The sequence below is a fragment of the Brevibacillus sp. MCWH genome, assembly GCF_013096935.1.
Classification (GTDB): domain Bacteria; phylum Bacillota; class Bacilli; order Brevibacillales; family Brevibacillaceae; genus Brevibacillus; species Brevibacillus aydinogluensis.
Genome location: NZ_SDLF01000012.1, coordinates 63,774 through 78,878, shown reverse-complemented (window position 1 = coordinate 78,878; position 15,105 = coordinate 63,774). Strand labels below are relative to the sequence as shown.

15 protein-coding genes and 1 riboswitch are annotated in these 15,105 nt (G+C 57.9%); of the genes, 13 read left to right on the top strand and 2 right to left on the bottom strand.

Features of this window, described 5'->3' with window-relative positions; all coding sequences use genetic code 11:
* Positions 1-9: 9 nt before the first annotated feature.
* Positions 10-1,425, bottom strand: coding sequence for an amino acid permease (locus tag ETC00_RS12500; protein ID WP_171566415.1), 1,416 nt, complete (start codon positions 1,423-1,425; stop codon positions 10-12).
* Between the two features lie 476 nt (positions 1,426-1,901).
* On the opposite strand from ETC00_RS12500, the gene ETC00_RS12495 reads away from it, so the two are divergent.
* The 13 genes from ETC00_RS12495 (at position 1,902) to ETC00_RS12435 (ending at position 13,227) form a co-directional block, all read left to right on the top strand.
* On the top strand, positions 1,902-2,798 hold the full coding sequence (locus ETC00_RS12495; RefSeq protein ID WP_171566414.1) for a hypothetical protein: 897 nt from the start codon (positions 1,902-1,904) through the stop codon (positions 2,796-2,798).
* Positions 2,799-3,052: 254 nt separating this feature from the next.
* Positions 3,053-4,102: a hypothetical protein gene (locus ETC00_RS12490; RefSeq protein ID WP_171566413.1), complete on the top strand. Its 1,050-nt coding sequence runs from the start codon at positions 3,053-3,055 to the stop codon at positions 4,100-4,102.
* 198 nt (positions 4,103-4,300) lie between these two features.
* The gene (gene cysK, locus ETC00_RS12485) at positions 4,301-5,218 is read left to right on the top strand and encodes a cysteine synthase A (RefSeq protein ID WP_171566412.1); all 918 of its coding nucleotides are present in this window, start codon (positions 4,301-4,303) and stop codon (positions 5,216-5,218) included.
* 184 nt (positions 5,219-5,402) lie between these two features.
* Positions 5,403-7,349 carry a BglG family transcription antiterminator gene (locus tag ETC00_RS12480; RefSeq protein WP_171566411.1) on the top strand — a complete coding sequence of 649 codons (1,947 nt, stop codon included), beginning with the start codon at positions 5,403-5,405 and terminating at the stop codon, positions 7,347-7,349.
* Positions 7,339-8,475: an amidohydrolase/deacetylase family metallohydrolase gene (locus ETC00_RS12475; protein ID WP_171566410.1), complete on the top strand. Its 1,137-nt coding sequence runs from the start codon at positions 7,339-7,341 to the stop codon at positions 8,473-8,475. Before ETC00_RS12480 ends, ETC00_RS12475 begins: the two co-directional genes overlap by 11 nt.
* Complete coding sequence (locus ETC00_RS12470) at positions 8,466-8,837, top strand: hypothetical protein (protein WP_171566409.1); 372 nt, start codon at positions 8,466-8,468, stop codon at positions 8,835-8,837. Before ETC00_RS12475 ends, ETC00_RS12470 begins: the two co-directional genes overlap by 10 nt.
* A gap of 20 nt (positions 8,838-8,857) precedes the next feature.
* The gene (locus ETC00_RS12465) at positions 8,858-9,220 is read left to right on the top strand and encodes an SFCGS family glycine-rich protein (RefSeq protein WP_171566408.1); all 363 of its coding nucleotides are present in this window, start codon (positions 8,858-8,860) and stop codon (positions 9,218-9,220) included.
* Positions 9,221-9,223: 3 nt separating this feature from the next.
* Positions 9,224-9,562, top strand: coding sequence for a DUF4312 family protein (locus ETC00_RS12460; RefSeq protein ID WP_171566407.1), 339 nt, complete (start codon positions 9,224-9,226; stop codon positions 9,560-9,562).
* Between the two features lie 21 nt (positions 9,563-9,583).
* Positions 9,584-10,372 carry a DUF4311 domain-containing protein gene (locus ETC00_RS12455; RefSeq protein WP_171566406.1) on the top strand — a complete coding sequence of 263 codons (789 nt, stop codon included), beginning with the start codon at positions 9,584-9,586 and terminating at the stop codon, positions 10,370-10,372.
* A complete protein-coding gene (locus tag ETC00_RS12450) occupies positions 10,372-11,022 on the top strand; it encodes a DUF4310 family protein (RefSeq protein WP_171566405.1) in 651 nt (216 codons plus the stop codon). Before ETC00_RS12455 ends, ETC00_RS12450 begins: the two co-directional genes overlap by 1 nt.
* A 43-nt stretch (positions 11,023-11,065) precedes the next feature.
* Positions 11,066-12,172: a DgaE family pyridoxal phosphate-dependent ammonia lyase gene (locus tag ETC00_RS12445; protein WP_171566404.1), complete on the top strand. Its 1,107-nt coding sequence runs from the start codon at positions 11,066-11,068 to the stop codon at positions 12,170-12,172.
* A 10-nt stretch (positions 12,173-12,182) separates the two neighbouring features.
* Positions 12,183-12,911: a KDGP aldolase gene (locus ETC00_RS12440; protein WP_171566403.1), complete on the top strand. Its 729-nt coding sequence runs from the start codon at positions 12,183-12,185 to the stop codon at positions 12,909-12,911.
* A 34-nt stretch (positions 12,912-12,945) separates the two neighbouring features.
* Positions 12,946-13,227 (top strand): HPr family phosphocarrier protein, encoded by a 282-nt coding sequence (locus ETC00_RS12435; protein WP_171566402.1) that lies wholly within the window; start codon positions 12,946-12,948, stop codon positions 13,225-13,227.
* A gap of 27 nt (positions 13,228-13,254) precedes the next feature.
* Here ETC00_RS12435 and ETC00_RS12430 read toward each other — a convergent pair whose 3' ends face one another.
* Positions 13,255-14,619, bottom strand: a complete 1,365-nt coding sequence (locus ETC00_RS12430; protein ID WP_171566401.1) for an alanine/glycine:cation symporter family protein — start codon at positions 14,617-14,619, stop codon at positions 13,255-13,257.
* Between the two features lie 162 nt (positions 14,620-14,781).
* Positions 14,782-14,898, bottom strand: a riboswitch (glycine riboswitch).
* Between the last annotated feature and the right edge of the window lie 207 nt (positions 14,899-15,105).

The following is a 15,105-nucleotide window of genomic DNA, read 5'->3' as shown; positions in this document are numbered from 1 at the left end:
TTTGGGGGATTACGAGGCGTTCTGGTTTTGGTGTTCCACTTCGGTTTCGCCAGCTTCATGAGCAAGCGCGGCGGACTTTCGCTTGAACAGGAAGTAGGAGGCGACGACGAGAGCGGTGATCAGCATCGTCAGGTAGAGCTGGGATCGCATGGATTCCATGAAGAGCATCGACACCAGAATGAGCACCATGGCGGCGATGGTCAGGTAGGTGAGATAGGGAAACGCCCACATTTTCAGCGTGAGGGCCTGCGGATTTTCCCGCTCCAGTTTTCTTCTAAGCCGCACGTGCGACACGGCGATGACCAGGTACACCAGAATGGCGATGGCACCGGACGCGTTGACCAGAAAGAGGAAGATCTTGTCCGGAGACACAAAGTGAAAAATCGCGCAGAGATAGGAGAAAAAGGTGCTCGCCAGGACGGCGCGAACGGGAACCCCGTTTTTGTTTACCTGCAGGAGCGAGCGCGGTGCGTTTCCTTTGCGCGCCAGGGAATACAGCATCCGCGAGTTGGTGTACAGCGCGGAATTCAAGCAGGACAGAACGGAGACGAGCACGACCACGTTCATGATTTGCGCGGCTGCCGGGATGCCGAGCATGTCCAGCATCGTGACGTACGGGCTCTTCAGCAGGTCGGCGGCGTTCCAGGGCAGAAGCATCACCAGAATGGCGACAGAGCCGATGTAGAAGAGCAGAATGCGCCAGATCACGCTTTTGATGGCGATGACGACGGATTTTTCCGGGTTGGGTGTTTCGCCTGCCGCGATGGCGGCGATTTCCGCTCCGAAAAAGGAGAAGACGCAGACGACGATCCCGACGAATACGGACGAAGCGCCATTGGGCAAAAATCCGCCCTGTCCCAGGAGGTTGGTCAATCCCGGCGAGGGGATGGCAGGGATCAGATTGAACAGAATGGCAGCCCCGATACACATGAACAGGCTGATCGCCACCACTTTGATCATGGCAAACCAGTATTCAAATTCGCCGAACGACTTCACGGACAGCACGTTGGTAATGGTCAATAACACGGTCAGAATGAGACTCAACAACCAGACCGGCACGGACGGAATCCAGCCGTGAACGATGGCGCCGCCTGCCGTCGCCTCAATGGCAATCACAATGGCCCAGTAAAACCAGTACAGCCAGCCGATCGTATAGCTTGCCCAGGGCCCCAGCGCCTGATGGGCATAGGTGGAGAAGGAGCCGCTGTCCGGATTGACGACAGCCATTTCTCCCAGCATGCGCATGACCATTACCACGAGCAGCCCGGCCAAGGCATACGAGAGAATGGCGCCTGGACCTGTGGAATTGATCACCGAACCGCTGCCGACAAACAATCCCGCACCGATTACTCCGCCAATCGAGATCATCGTCAAATGACGCGGTTTCAACTTCTTTTGCAAGGTGTTGCTTTGCTGTTGGGACATGTGGTTCCCCCCTTGTTGGTATGTGTCAAACACCTCGTAACCTGATTCAATCATGCTGCATCGACATATCCTCCTTTATTTGTGCCGCGCTTATATTCAAGTATGCAAACATTATACCAATTTGTATTTTTGGAAAAATAGAATCTGATTGCAAAAATTCATTCATTTTTGAATGATTGTCTTTCATTTTTGAATGACAGTGTTGAGATGGAGGGAAAAATTTGTTTGCAGAAAAAGTAAAAATATGTTATAAGCGCAAGTGGTAACAAAATCCAGATTTTAAAAGTGAAGGTATTGCAATCTGTAATCTTGAGTTGCTAGATTAGCAGCCTCAACAAGTCTGAATACTGAAAGTAAAGCGATGGATTGGGAGATTATCATTCCTTCTCGTGAGTGGGTTAAAGTAATGGTAGGGCGTAACATATACAGTTGCGCCCTTTCCTGCCATGTTTTTGGTAAAAAATAAGGAGGATAACATGCGCTTAACCATTGTAGAAATGGACGAATTTTATATCGCAGGGATTGAGATTGGATTGGGGGTTGACTGGGATGAATATTTTGAAGCCCCCGACCCTGTCTTGTCAGAGATTGACCATGTGATTAATCCTCATGTCTTTTATTACTTTTCCATCGGAGAAAAAGAGATTATCGGCAAGCAAGTCAGTTCGATAGAGAATCTGCCGGAGAGGTGTGTAGCTGTAAAAGTACCTGCGGGTCTTTATGCCAAAGTGCCTGATTATCAAGACATCTATGTCCACGATATGTTTTCGATGACGAATTACATACTCGGTAATGAGGACGATTGCAGCGAGTATCGAAAGTTTGTATTGGGAGCAGGCGGCAAGTATCATTCGTACACTTATAATTTAGTCGAATACTCTCCAGATGTTGTGAATGTGCGGCAGATCCCCGTCTTGCCCGAAGCGAGGGCCAAACAGCTTCGCAAACAGTACATCGAAACATATTTCGATGTGGACAGCGACCAAATTCGCAGGTTTCTCTATAAAAGATATGAAGCAATACACACTGGATTACCTTGGCACAGTGGATACCTTTGGGAGTTTCTGAGTGAAGTGGCTCTTGGCAACATGCAGGGGATGAGCCTGGAAGACGCGACCAATTATTTGAAGAGCAAACAAGAGCTGCTGTTTTTCTGGGATGCAACAAGCCCGTTAGGGAGAGAGTTTGCATCCGGCAAAGTGTTTACGATGGATGCCGAAAAATTGATGAAATCGTACACGCGTTTTACTTTTGATATGTACCTGTTTGACTCTACGCTGGACTGGACGATTGTTTTTGCGCACGAAGAAATTAGCGATGAACCTAGCGATTGCTATCTGATCTATCGGAGTGATATTGAGAAAAAGAGCTGAATGAAAGGGGCTGTCCCGTGAAAAATGGCAGGGGAACAGCCTTTTGCATTGTAAATGGCAGGGAAATGAGGAGAAGTATGTTGACAATTGATCCCCCCTCTGCAAAAAAGTAAGAATACGACCCCGCCATACTGCACAGGAATTGGCCTTTCGACTCATATGGTTTTGGATTGCAGTTCATGTATGATGAAGTTATGGCGTGTTTTGGAAAAAAGTAGGTCAAAAGAAACAGAAAACGGATGAGGGGTCGCCACATGCAGGGGAAAAACAAACGTCTATACCTTGGAATCGCACTGCTGGTTGTCATTGTGTTGGGCTTTTGGAGCTATCGGTTGCTGGGGCCTATTGCACTGGCCGAAGGATACATGTACGAAGACAACAGCCGGATGGTGTACGCGAAGGCAACAGCGGAAAATGACCAGGTCAGCGTTGAAGTAACCTTGACCAAGCTGCTCGTCGAGGATACGATTCCGCGCTTGCAGACTGAGACAAGCGTCTGGACGGGCACGATGGAAAACAATACGCTTACGCTTCAAGAAAAGACGACGAGCCAAAAGCTCCAGGCCAAGCTGAGAAGAGACGGACTGCTGTTCCAGGGGCCGCTTGCGCAAGGCGAGCCGGCAGAAATCTTGCTCGCGGCCAGCAACAAGCAGGTGTACGACGACAAGCTGGCGGTGTGGACGAAGAACGTCGAGCAGGAAGCTGCACAGAAGAAAAAAGAAGTGGAGGAGCAGCGGGCCAAGGAAGCAGCGCGCGTCGAGTTCGCCAAAAAGGTCGAGCGGACGGAGAGGCTTACGGCCGATATGCTGGAGAGCGCCCAATATTTGCAAGAGATCCAGTTCGCAGAGGAGCTGCAGTTTTCCAAAGATCAGGTCGTCGAGCTGCAAGGACTTTTGGACGAGCTGACTGCATATGCGAAACAGCCTGGTCTGAGCAAAACGGACTACGACGTGATGGCCGGGACGCTTAACAACATGAAGGTGCTGGTCGACGGGATCAATGCCATGGACGGCACGATCGAGCAAAAGAAAAAGCGCATGCAAGACATAATTGCCGTGCTGGAGACGGATATGAAAGACGCGCAGGCGGTGTGGGAGGAAATCAAGGCGAGCGTGACAGATATAGAGAAGCGGGAGAAAGCGTTGACGGAAGCGGTCAAGGCAGGCTCCGACGCGATCGCGCAGGCAAATGAGCGGATCAATGCACTGGGAAATGAGCAGGCTGGCGTCAAAGCCTCCGCAGACAAGCTCTACCGGCAGGCGGCAGCCGTGCTCGAACAGACGAGGGCCAAGTACGGCTTCTAGTACAGATAGTCGAATGGAAAAAAGCTCAGCTTTCCGACGGCTCGATGCAGCGGAAGGCTGGGCTTTTTTGCAAACTAGAGTCAACCAGACGGTGATCCGGTAAAAAGCAAACTGTGATTTTGTTATTTTCAGATCGGTTTTGTTGTATTATCCTTAAACGTATACATTCGCCTTTGTAGCTTGATCGGGAGGTTTTTTATGAGAGTCTATGAAAGTATTACAGAGCTGATCGGAAATACGCCTCTCGTTCGCCTGAACCGGATCGTCCCGGAAGGAGCGGCAGAGGTTTGGGTGAAGCTGGAAAAATTTAACCCGTCCGGAAGCGTCAAGGACCGCGCGGCGTACAATATGATCGCGGCCGCGGAGGCGGAAGGACTGATTCGGCCGGGGGACACGATCATCGAGCCGACCAGCGGCAACACGGGGATCGGCCTGGCGATGAACGCTGCGGCCAAAGGATACCGGGCGATACTGGTCATGCCGGACAACATGTCCAAGGAGCGGATCAACCTGTTGAAGGCGTATGGCGCCGAGGTGGTGCTGACGCCGAGCGAGCAGCGCATGCCGGGGGCGATCGCCAAGGCGCTGGAGCTGCAAAAGGAGATTCCGGGCAGCTTCATCCCGCAGCAGTTTGAAAACAAGGCGAACCCCGATATCCACCGGGTCACGACTGCCCGCGAAATTTTAGAGCAGACGAACGGACAGCTCGATGCCTTTGTCGCAACCGCGGGCACAGGCGGAACGATCACGGGGACGGGCGAAGCCTTGCGCGAGCAGCTGCCGGAGCTGTACATCGCTGTCGTCGAGCCAAAAGGCTCCCCCGTCCTGTCCGGCGGCAAGCCTGGACCGCACAAGCTGGTGGGGACCAGTCCGGGCTTCATCCCGCGCATTTTGAATACGGACATCTACAATGAGATCATCCAGATTGCAGACGAGGACGCGCTGGACTGCATGCGCAAGCTCGCCGCGCTGGAGGGGATTTTGGTAGGCCCGTCGTCGGGAGCATCGGTGTACGCCGCCATCACGATTGCCAAACGGCTTGGAGCAGGCAAGAGGGTCGTCTGCATCGCGCCGGATACGGGCGAACGGTATCTGAGCATGAACTTTTTTGAATAAGGGGCATGTTAATGAGGCCGTCCTGTAGGGGACGGCTCATTAACATGTTAGAGAGTTTCGACGGAATCTTGCAAAAGTTGCACGATCTGATGGGGAAAAGAATCGTGCTTTACCCCAAGAAAACGGTTACTTATAATGAGACTCAACCAACGCTGACAAGATTCGACGGGAAGGGGGAGGTAAGGTGCAGTTGACCTCGCGTTCCCGCGCGCTCCTGAAAGTGCTGCTGGACAGCACACGGCCGATGAAAATCCGGGAAGCGGCGCGCGATTTTCGCGTCAGCGAGCGGACGATCAAGTACGATCTGGAAGCGATCCGCACGTGGTTGAAGGAGCGCCACGTCACCCTGCACTCCCAGCCGAACAAGGGCATCTGGATCAGCGAAAACGAGGAAAAGCGGGCCCGCCTGCGCCGGCACCTGGAGGGATGGGGTCGGAGCGATTGGGTCCTGCATCAGAAGGAACGGGCCAAGCACCTGGCGCTCATGCTGCTGCTCGCCGACGGGTACGTGCGGCTGAACGATCTGGCGGACCGGATGGCGGTCAGCCGCAATACGGTGATATCCGACCTCAGAGAAGCGGAGAGCTTTCTCGCAGGGTGGGGGCTGGAGTTGATCAGCAGGCCGCGCTATGGAGTCAGAATATTCGGAGAAGAGCGGTCGGTGCGCTTTGCCCTGGAGTGTCTCCTGCACGATCTCCTGGAAGGCGACGAGATGTTCCGGCTGGTGCAGCGGGTACAGGGAGGCGCGGCGGACATCGCTGCTGCTGCCGATGAAGCAGGCCCCCTCGTGGAACAGCGGCTGCTCGGCGAAGAGGAGATTCGCCTGATCGATCAGGCGGTGCGGGAGCTGATGGCGCAGTTGTCGTTTGCCGTGACGGACCGGACGCTGATCAGCCTGCACATCCGGCTGTGCATACTCGTGCACAGGGTACAAAAGGGGAAAGTCCTGACTGCCGATGAAACAACCATTCAAACCGCGCAAGGATGGAGCGGCTACCCCTTGTTCGCGCAGACGGCCAACCGGCTGTTTGCTGCCTTGCGACTGATGGTCACACCCGACGAGCTGGCGTACGGCTGCCTCCCCCTGCTGGGGGTGGATTACCCCTTGACGGCTGTGCACGGCAGCAGCCCGGCTCCCGACATCTACGACGTCACCATCCGGCTGACGGAAGCGGTCAGCCAGGCGATGCAGGTGCCGTTTGACGACGATCCCGAGCTGCACGAGCACCTGTTTGCCCACCTGACTGACAGGATCATGCGCTACCTGCAGGGGGTGCTGTACCCCAATCCCCTAACCAGCGAAATCTGCCGCTCGTATCCGCGGATGTTCGCCGCGGTCAAGCGGGCATGCCAGGACGTGCTCTGGCCGAGCGGCATCTGTCTGCTCGACGCGGACATCGCTTATATCGTGCTGCACTTTCAGGCCGCCTGGGACCGCTGGATGGAGCAGAAAAAGGTGAATGTGCTGGTCGTGTGCGGTACTGGACGGGGCACGGCCCGGTTCCTGAAAACCCAGTTGGAGGCGGAACTGAAAGGGCTGCGCGTCGTCGGCCTGTGCGGCAGTCTGGAGGTGGAGAAATACCTGGCCAGCCGCAAAGTGGACCTGATCGTCAGCGTTCTGCCGGTCAAGGCGGACGTGCCGGTTGTCGTCGTCAACGCTCTGCCCACCCGGCACGATCTCGAAAAAATTCACGACTGTCTGCAAACGATCTCCGCACAACCGTCGGCCGATTCGGCTGCGTCCGGAAGTGGCGGAGGGCCGCGGCGAAGCGATCTCTGCGCCGACCTTCACGAGCGTGACCTGCCGGTGGTGGAGCGGCTGTCGCAGGACGTGATCTACAAGGGATTCGAGCTGAGCCAAGCGATTACCGCGGCGTTTCGCGAACACTTGACCGAACAGGCGGCAAGCGGTCTGATGCTCCACATCATGCTAATGGTCAACCGCTTGACGTTTGGCTCCTCCTACGTGGAGTGGCAGACGGAAGCGGAGCCGGAGGGAGAAGACTATGCCGCATGGCGCAAAACGCTGAAAACGCTCGTGGAAAACGCCGGGCTTGCGGTGCCGGAGAGCGAGATAACGGCAATCATGCGATATTTTTCAGGGAAAGGGGTGACAGAGAGTGACAATTGATTTGCTCATCCAGGGAGGGCGGGTGGTCGATCCCTCCCAGTCCATCAACGGACGGTATGACATTGCTATCAGCGGCGGGAGGATCGCGGCGCTGGCGGAGCCGGGACGGCTGCCGGCGCAATTGGGCGGCGCCAGGAAGACGCTGGATGCCTCGGGGACCATCGTGACGCCGGGACTGATCGACCTGCATGCCCATGTATTTCCGGGGCGGACGCCGCTCGGCATCGAGGCCGACCGCGTAGGGATCGAACAGAGCGTTACCACGCTGGTGGACGCGGGCAGCGCCGGAGCCCGCACGTTCGCAACCTTCCTGGACGAAGCTGTCAAACCGGCCGGGACCCGCGTGCTTGCGTTTCTCAACATTGCCGGCGAAGGATTGTGCGGCGGGCTGTCCGAGCTGGCGGACATGGACCGGCTCACGCCGCGGGAAGCGGTGGCGCTCATCCGGGAGCAGCCGCTGATCCGCGGTATCAAGGCGAGAATGAGTGCGTCGGTCGTCAGGGAAAACGGCATCAAGCCTCTGCTCGTCGCTAAGGAAGCGGCCCGGGAAGCGGGCTGTCCGCTTATGGTGCACATCGGAAACGCACCGCCGGCACTGTCGGAGATTTTGCGCGTGCTGGATGCCGGCGACGTGGTGACCCACGCGTTTCACGGAAAAGCGGGCGGCATCCTGGACGAACGGGGCCGGCTGATTCCGGAAGCGGAAAAGGCACTGGCGCGCGGCGTGCTGTTTGACGTGGGGCACGGCACGTCCAGTTTCAGCTTCCGCACCATGCGGCAGGCGCGGGCGCTCGGCCTGGCGCCGCATACGATCAGCACCGACATTTACCGGCAGAACGCGGCGGGACCGGTACACAGCCTGACGACCACGATGACGAAGTTTGTGGCGCTCGGCTATTCGCTGGAGGAGGTGATTGCCGCTTGTACGGCAGCGCCTGCCGCCGTTTTGCGAATGACGGATGAAATCGGGACGCTGCGGCCGGGTGCAGTGGCCGATCTGAGTGTGCTGGAGCTGACAAACGTCCCCGTCGTCCTGACAGACTCGGAACGAGAGCAGCTCACGGCGGAGGAGTCGGTTACAGCAAGGCTGACGATTAAAGCAGGAAAGGTACTGACATGCAGATGATCAAGGCAATAGTGCAGGAAGTGGCGGAACAGTTGGAAGCTAACTTATCTGAAATTTCTGAATTAAACAACCTGATGGCAGCAGCTCTTGACGAGACGACCCGTCTGGGATTAACAGTCTCCCGTGACAGATGGCTGGCGATGGGCGTGCACATGCTGGGATTTTTGCGGCGGATGCGAAGCGGAGAGACGCTTCCGCCCGTGGAGAAGGAGCTGTATGCGGAGATCCCGCCCGAGATGCTGCATCTCGCCGGACGCGTGCTCGCCGCCGCCGGATCAGCACGGGAAGCCGGGGATGCGGAAGTGTTTTTAATGGCCGTCCATTTTGAAGCGGCACGGGCGCTGCAGCAGGAACAACCGTAGCAATGGAGGAGGGTATGCGAATGGCAAAGGTAAAAGTGGTGATTGGCGACCGGTTGGGCAAGGGCCACAATGTGGCAAAAGGCGTGGAAGCGGCGGGGGGCTTGGCGATCCTGATACCCGGCGTCGGCGCGGACATGAAAGTGGGGGACGTGATGTACCGGGAAAACGCTGATTTCGGCCTGTCGTTTTGCGGCAGCGGAGGCGCAGGGGCGCTGACCGCGAAGACGAAGTACGGCTACCCGGTCGAATACGGTCTCAGGTCTGTGGAAGCGGGCATTACCGCGCTTCAAAACGGCAGCAAGGTGATCGGATTCGGGTTTATGGACACGGAAGAGCTGGGCAAACGGTTGACCGAAGCATTCATCAAACTGGCGGGGAGGTAGCCTATGTACACGGAAGTGACTCGCACGCTGAGACTGACGGGGAGCGCGGAGACCAAAGAAGGGGCGTTCAACAGGATTTTCGCCCAGATCAAGCACGCGATCGCGCGGGAGACGTCCGATCTGGTGGTGCGGATTGAACCGCTCGCGGTCGAGGTGGTGTCCGCGACGGAGACGTCATACCGGGAGCGGCTGTTTGGCCTCTTTTTTCCGCGCACCCGCACGCGATACGAGATTACCGCAGACGTAAGCGTCCGGCTGGGACTTGTTCGGCTGCAGGAGATTCCGTTCCGGCAGCAAAGCGAGCAGCCGACCGGCGTGAAGCAGCTGCTCGGCCAGCGATAGAAAGAAATAGGGGGAACGTTCATGGTGACATGGATGATTGCGTTGAAATCGATGGTAATCGGCGCACTGGTCGGCTTCGGCGTGGGAGCGGGGGCGGCCCGGATGTTTCACGCACCGAACGTGCAGGGAATGGGGGCGTTTCGCACTTTTGGTGAACTGAACGCCTGCGCCGGTGACCCGATCTCCCACTTTTCGTTCGGATTGGGCTTCTTCTTCAACGCCTGGGCGTCCGTGGTCGGGGCCGGCGCGCTGACCCAGGATGTGGACCACCGGATTTTGCCCAACTGGACGGCAGCCCTTCTGCTGTGGAAAAACAAAAACGTGGAGGAGACTTTGCACGACCCGAAAAAAATGGCGATCGTCGGGGCAGTCGTCGGTGCAGTCGTCGTGACGCTGCTCAATTCGACAGCGACGGCCATTCCCCAGTCGATGCAGCTGGTGGCGACGAAAGTCCTGGTTCCGGCCGCCAACTGGCTGATCAATCCAATCATGCCGATCGTCTTCTGGATGGCTGCGATGGATGCGGGAAAACGAACCGGCGTCTGGGGCACCGTTCTCGGCGGGTTTTCCCACCTGGTCATGGGCAACGCCGTACCGGGCATTGTGCTCGGCATCCTGATCGGCAAAGGCTTGGACGACAGCGGATGGAACCGGATTACCAAAACCCTGGTGACGGCCGTGGTGCTGCTGTTTATCCTGAGCGGGTTCTTCCGCGCATTTGACGTGGCGCTGTTAAAGAGCATCCAGGTGGACGTTCCGCAGTGGCTGATTGATCTGCATGAGATGTTTGGATCGGTGGTGAACAAGTGATGAATGAAGGTCAGACAAAAGGTTTCTGGTATTCCGAGTGGGCGTTTCCGCTCTTCGTCGCGTGCCTGTCTTCCGGGATTTTTGCCGGGACTCATCTGTATTATGTGTATCACGTTGGAGCTTTCAACGACATCGCCATCGTCGCCATGCTGGAAGCTGGGATAAAAGGCGGCGGGTATGGAGCGGCAGCTGCGTTTGGCGCCAGCTTCCTGTTTGCCCGCGTCCTGGAAGGGCCGCTGGTCGGCATCTTGGACATCGGCGGTTCGCTGCAGACGGGCATTGGCATCGGCGTTCCGGCGCTGATGCTCAGCGCGGGCATGACGGCCCCGCTGCTTTCGTTCCCGCTGGCACTGGTAACGGGAGCGCTGCTGGGACTGATCATCGGCGCGGTGATCGTCCTGATCCGCACGTTTACGATCAACGCGGCCAAGTCCACGTTTGGCGCTGACGTGATGATGGGAGCGGGCAACGCAGCCGGACGCTATCTCGGTCCGCTGATCGTCATTTCTGCGATCATGGCGTCCATACCGGTTGGCATCGGTGCCACCATCGGGGCAGCCGTTTTCTACTACTTCAAAAAACCGATTGCCGGCGGGGCGATCATCGGCGCGATGATTTTGGGAGCGATGTTCCCCATCCCGCCGCAGTGACGCCTTTGGCCCAACACACCGGGAAGGAGGATGCTGCAACCAAATGGGCATCTACCAATCATACGGTCTTAGACAGGTAATCAACGCCAGCGGCAAAATGACGGCGCTCGGAGCCAGCGCCGTCCATCCCGCTGTCGCCCAGGCGATGGGCGAGGCAGCCATGGACTACGCGGAGATCGCCGAGCTGTTGAAAGCGGCCGGCAAAAAAATCGCCGATGTGACGGGAGCAGAAGACGGGTGTCCGACATCCGGTGCGGCTGCGGGCATCGCCATTGCCGTCGCCGCCGTCATCGCCGGCCGCAATTTGCGTCTGATCGAACAGCTGCCGGACTCGGAGGGGCTGCGCAACGAGATCGTGATTCAAAAAGGGCATGCCGTCCACTTCGGGGCATCGGTACGGCAGATGATTGCCCTCGGCGGCGGGAAGGTGGTGGAAGCGGGTCACGCCAACCACGTGGAGGAAGCGCACCTGCGCGAAGCGATCGGCGAACGCACGGGGGCGCTGCTGTACGTCAAGTCCCACCACGCCGTGCAGAAAGGGATGCAGCCGCTGGAGACGATGATCGCCCTTGGCAGGGAGTACGGACTTCCCGTTATCGTGGACGCCGCCGCGGAGGAAGACCTCCGGCTGTACATCGCCAAGGGAGCGGATGCGGTCATTTACAGCGGCGGAAAGGCAATCGGTGGGCCCACCTCCGGGTTTGTCTGCGGCAAAGCCGAACTGATGGAAGCCTGCCGCGCCCAGTACAAAGGCATCGGCCGGGCGATGAAGGTAGGTAAGGAGGCGATCGTTGGCCTGCTGGCAGCTCTTGAGCGGTACGAATTGGCCAGCAAGGACGCCGGAGAGCAGCTTCAGCTGGTCGAACGGCTCGTCGCGGCAATCAACGAACTGCCGGGACTCCATGCCGCCGTGGTGCAGGACGAAGCGGGGCGCGCCATCTACCGTGCGCAGGTAAAAGTGGACGAGCGGACGGCAGGGATGACAGCCCATGAGCTGATTCGCCTCCTGGAAGCGGGCGACCCGGCCATTTTCACCCGCAATCACTACGCCAACACGGGCGTGATTGCCTTTGACCCGAGACCGCTGCGCCCCGGACAGGAAGCGATCATTGCAGCCCGCCTCCGGGAGATTTGGAGCAACAGAAAGTGAGGGAGCACCCATGTCAACGAACAAGCCAACCATCCGACTCAATGTTCTTGCCAAACACGTGGAAAACGCTAGGGAGATTTTGGAAGCAGCCGAGGGCCGGGTGCTTATCGGCGTGATGGTAAAAGCGTACCCTGACGTTGATGCCGCCGCTGCCGCCGTAGAGTCGTTCCAGCGCGCCGGCGTGCCCGTTTCCGTGGGTTTGGGGGCCGGCGACCCGACCCAGTGGAACAAGGTGGCTGAGGTGGCCGCACGGACAAAACCGGCCCATGTCAACCAGGTGTTTCCCGCCGCCGGCTACACACTGGGCTGCCTGCAGCAGGCAGGGAGCAGCGATACAATTGTCAACGCGCTGATCGCCCCCAGTGGCACACCGGGCCGGGTCATCATATCGACCGGCCCCGTAAGTGGGACCTGGCAGGAGACCGTCTCCTGCGAGGCGGCTGCGGCGATGCTGGCGGAGATCGGCGTGCATTCAGTCAAATTTTACCCGGTGAACGGATGCCAACGCCTCGACGAACTGCGGGCGATGGCTCGCGCGGCAGTGCGCTGCGGTCTGTCCGTATTCGAACCGACCGGAGGCATCGACGCATCCTCCATCCGGCGTGTGGTGGAAACCTGCCTGGAGGAGGGGGTCCAACACGTGATTCCGCACATCTATACCTCCATCGTCGACAAGGCGACCGGGCTGACCAGGACGGACCAGGTGAAAGAACTGATCGCCGCCCTGCCGCAGGTGTAACACTTGCAAAGAGAGATTGGGAGTGGAATGTTTCATGTTGGAAAAACAAGTGATTGTCACCCTTCCCCAAGGGCTGCATGCCCGTCCGGCGTCCGCATTTGTGCAAACGGCTTCCGTTTTTGCCAGTGACATCGGTCTGCGCAAAGGCGGGAAGACGGCAAACGGAAAAAGCATCATCAGCATCATGTCGCTGACCGTTGCCCAGGGTGAGCAGGTGACCCTGACCGCTGACGGGCCTGACGAGCAGCGGGCGCTGGAGGCGTTGGAAAAGCTGCTGACGATGGCGGTCGAGCAGCAGCCAGGCGCTCATTCGTAAACGAGATCAGGTAACAGGCAAAGCGTGTCAGCCAGCCAGCTTTCGTTTCGCGGTCCAGGCTGCTTCCTGTTCCCAAAAGCGCCTCGTTTCCGCCACGACGACGCCGGAGAGACCGATCAGGCCGATCAAATTGGGCACAGCCATCAGCCCGTTCATAATGTCAGACAGCGTCCAGACGAGGTCCAGCTTCAGCGTTGCACCGACGCTCACCATCGCCACAAAGACGAGGCGGAAGTAACGGCCGGAATCCTTGCCCGCCAGGTATTCGAAGCACTTTTCGCCGTAGTAGGCCCAGCCGAGAATGGTGGAGTAGGCAAACAGGATGACGGCGACAGCCAGCACGTAGCTGCCGGCCGGGCCAAATACGGTCTGGAATGCGTAGGTCGTCGCCTCCACTCCTGATTTGCCCGTTTCCCATGCGCCAGTCGTCACCAGGGCTAGTCCGGTAATCGTACAGACGATGATGGTGTCGAGAAAGGTGCCTGTCATCGAGACCAGCGCCTGCTTGGCCGGCGTGTCGGTCTTGGCGGCAGCGGCCGCGATCGGAGCGCTGCCCAGCCCCGCCTCATTGGAAAAGACGCCGCGGGCCACTCCTTTTTGAATCGCCATCGCCACCGTGGCCCCCAAAAAGCCGCCCGTGGCCGCCGTCCCGTTGAAGGCCCCTTCGAGAATGATGGATACCGCCTGCGGCACCCGGTCCAGGTGGAACAGGACGACGCAAATGCCAGCGGCGATGTAAAACAGGGCCATGAACGGCACGAGAACACTGGTCACCTGGCCGATCTTGCGCACGCCGCCCAGCACCACGAACGCGGTGAACAGCGCCAGAGCCACGCCGGACGCGAGCGGGGGAACGGCGAAGTTCAAATGCAGCGCGTCCGCCACCGAGTGGGCCTGCACCATGTTGCCGATCCCAAACGAAGCCAGCGTGCCAAACAAGGCAAAGAGCACAGCCAGCCATTTTTGCTTCAATCCCCGTTCGAGGTAGTACATCGGGCCGCCGGAATAGCGGCCGTCCGCTTCGCGAATCCGGTAGGTGACCGCCAAAATGGCTTCGGCATACTTGGTGGCCATGCCGAACAGGGCAGTAACCCACATCCAGAAGATGGCGCCGGGACCACCCGTGGCGACGGCAGTGGCGACACCTGCGATGTTGCCCATCCCGATGGTGGCGGCCAGCGCTGTCATCAGCGCCTGAAAGTGGTTGATATCCCCAGGCGAGCCGCTCTCCTGCCGGCCAAAGGCCAGCCTCAAGGCATACCACAGTTTGCGGAACTGCAATCCTCTCAACCTCACTGTCAGCATTACGCCCGTGCCCACCAGCAGCACCAGCGTGGGCAGTCCCCATACGTAACCGTTGATTACATCCAGCCAATGCAGCAGCTTGTCCATGTCGTTTCCTCCTTGTTTGTCGTACAAATCTGCGTACAAAAGAAAAAACATTTCATCGCGGATGAAATGTTTCTGGAGCGGGCATGGACACGCAAAACGGCCCGTTCATGGGGAATCAGGGGAGCAATAAGCCCCTTGCGCCATTCCGGTCGTTTTGCAGCTGTCGTTCGCTCTGTCCTTTTACCTGAGAGATTCATTCGCATTGCTGCGCGAATTTGCTCCTTCGGTGCCCGTGCCCCTCGCCGATGCGGGTAGGGGGGTCTCTCCAGAGGTTCGTCCCCATTCAGTTTCACTTGTTGCCAAGACCTGAGAGTTTCGGGATGTGCTCCCTTGCCCCGTCGGTAGATCGTTTCCGATCTTTTCCTGAATGGTTCATCCGATCTCGTATGCAATTTGACAGAAAAAATATATAGCTAAATTAAACTTCTGTCAATCTTGTGAAATGTTTCGAACGTGTCCCATATTCCAGGTCTAAGTGACAGCTCC

Excerpts from the sequence above, each read along its gene's own strand:
- ETC00_RS12500 (WP_171566415.1), bottom strand. The coding sequence starts at position 1,425 with ATGTCCCAACAGCAAAGCAACACCTTGCAAAAGAAGTTGAAACCGCGT.
- ETC00_RS12455 (WP_171566406.1), top strand. The coding sequence starts at position 9,584 with ATGGTGACATGGATGATTGCGTTGAAATCGATGGTAATCGGCGCACTG.
- ETC00_RS12465 (WP_171566408.1), top strand. The coding sequence starts at position 8,858 with ATGGCAAAGGTAAAAGTGGTGATTGGCGACCGGTTGGGCAAGGGCCAC.
- ETC00_RS12450 (WP_171566405.1), top strand. The coding sequence starts at position 10,372 with ATGAATGAAGGTCAGACAAAAGGTTTCTGGTATTCCGAGTGGGCGTTT.
- ETC00_RS12460 (WP_171566407.1), top strand. The coding sequence starts at position 9,224 with ATGTACACGGAAGTGACTCGCACGCTGAGACTGACGGGGAGCGCGGAG.
- ETC00_RS12495 (WP_171566414.1), top strand. The coding sequence starts at position 1,902 with ATGCGCTTAACCATTGTAGAAATGGACGAATTTTATATCGCAGGGATT.
- ETC00_RS12470 (WP_171566409.1), top strand. The coding sequence starts at position 8,466 with ATGCAGATGATCAAGGCAATAGTGCAGGAAGTGGCGGAACAGTTGGAA.
- ETC00_RS12435 (WP_171566402.1), top strand. The coding sequence starts at position 12,946 with ATGTTGGAAAAACAAGTGATTGTCACCCTTCCCCAAGGGCTGCATGCC.
- ETC00_RS12445 (WP_171566404.1), top strand. The coding sequence starts at position 11,066 with ATGGGCATCTACCAATCATACGGTCTTAGACAGGTAATCAACGCCAGC.
- ETC00_RS12490 (WP_171566413.1), top strand. The coding sequence starts at position 3,053 with ATGCAGGGGAAAAACAAACGTCTATACCTTGGAATCGCACTGCTGGTT.
- ETC00_RS12440 (WP_171566403.1), top strand. The coding sequence starts at position 12,183 with ATGTCAACGAACAAGCCAACCATCCGACTCAATGTTCTTGCCAAACAC.
- ETC00_RS12430 (WP_171566401.1), bottom strand. The coding sequence starts at position 14,619 with ATGGACAAGCTGCTGCATTGGCTGGATGTAATCAACGGTTACGTATGG.
- cysK (WP_171566412.1), top strand. The coding sequence starts at position 4,301 with ATGAGAGTCTATGAAAGTATTACAGAGCTGATCGGAAATACGCCTCTC.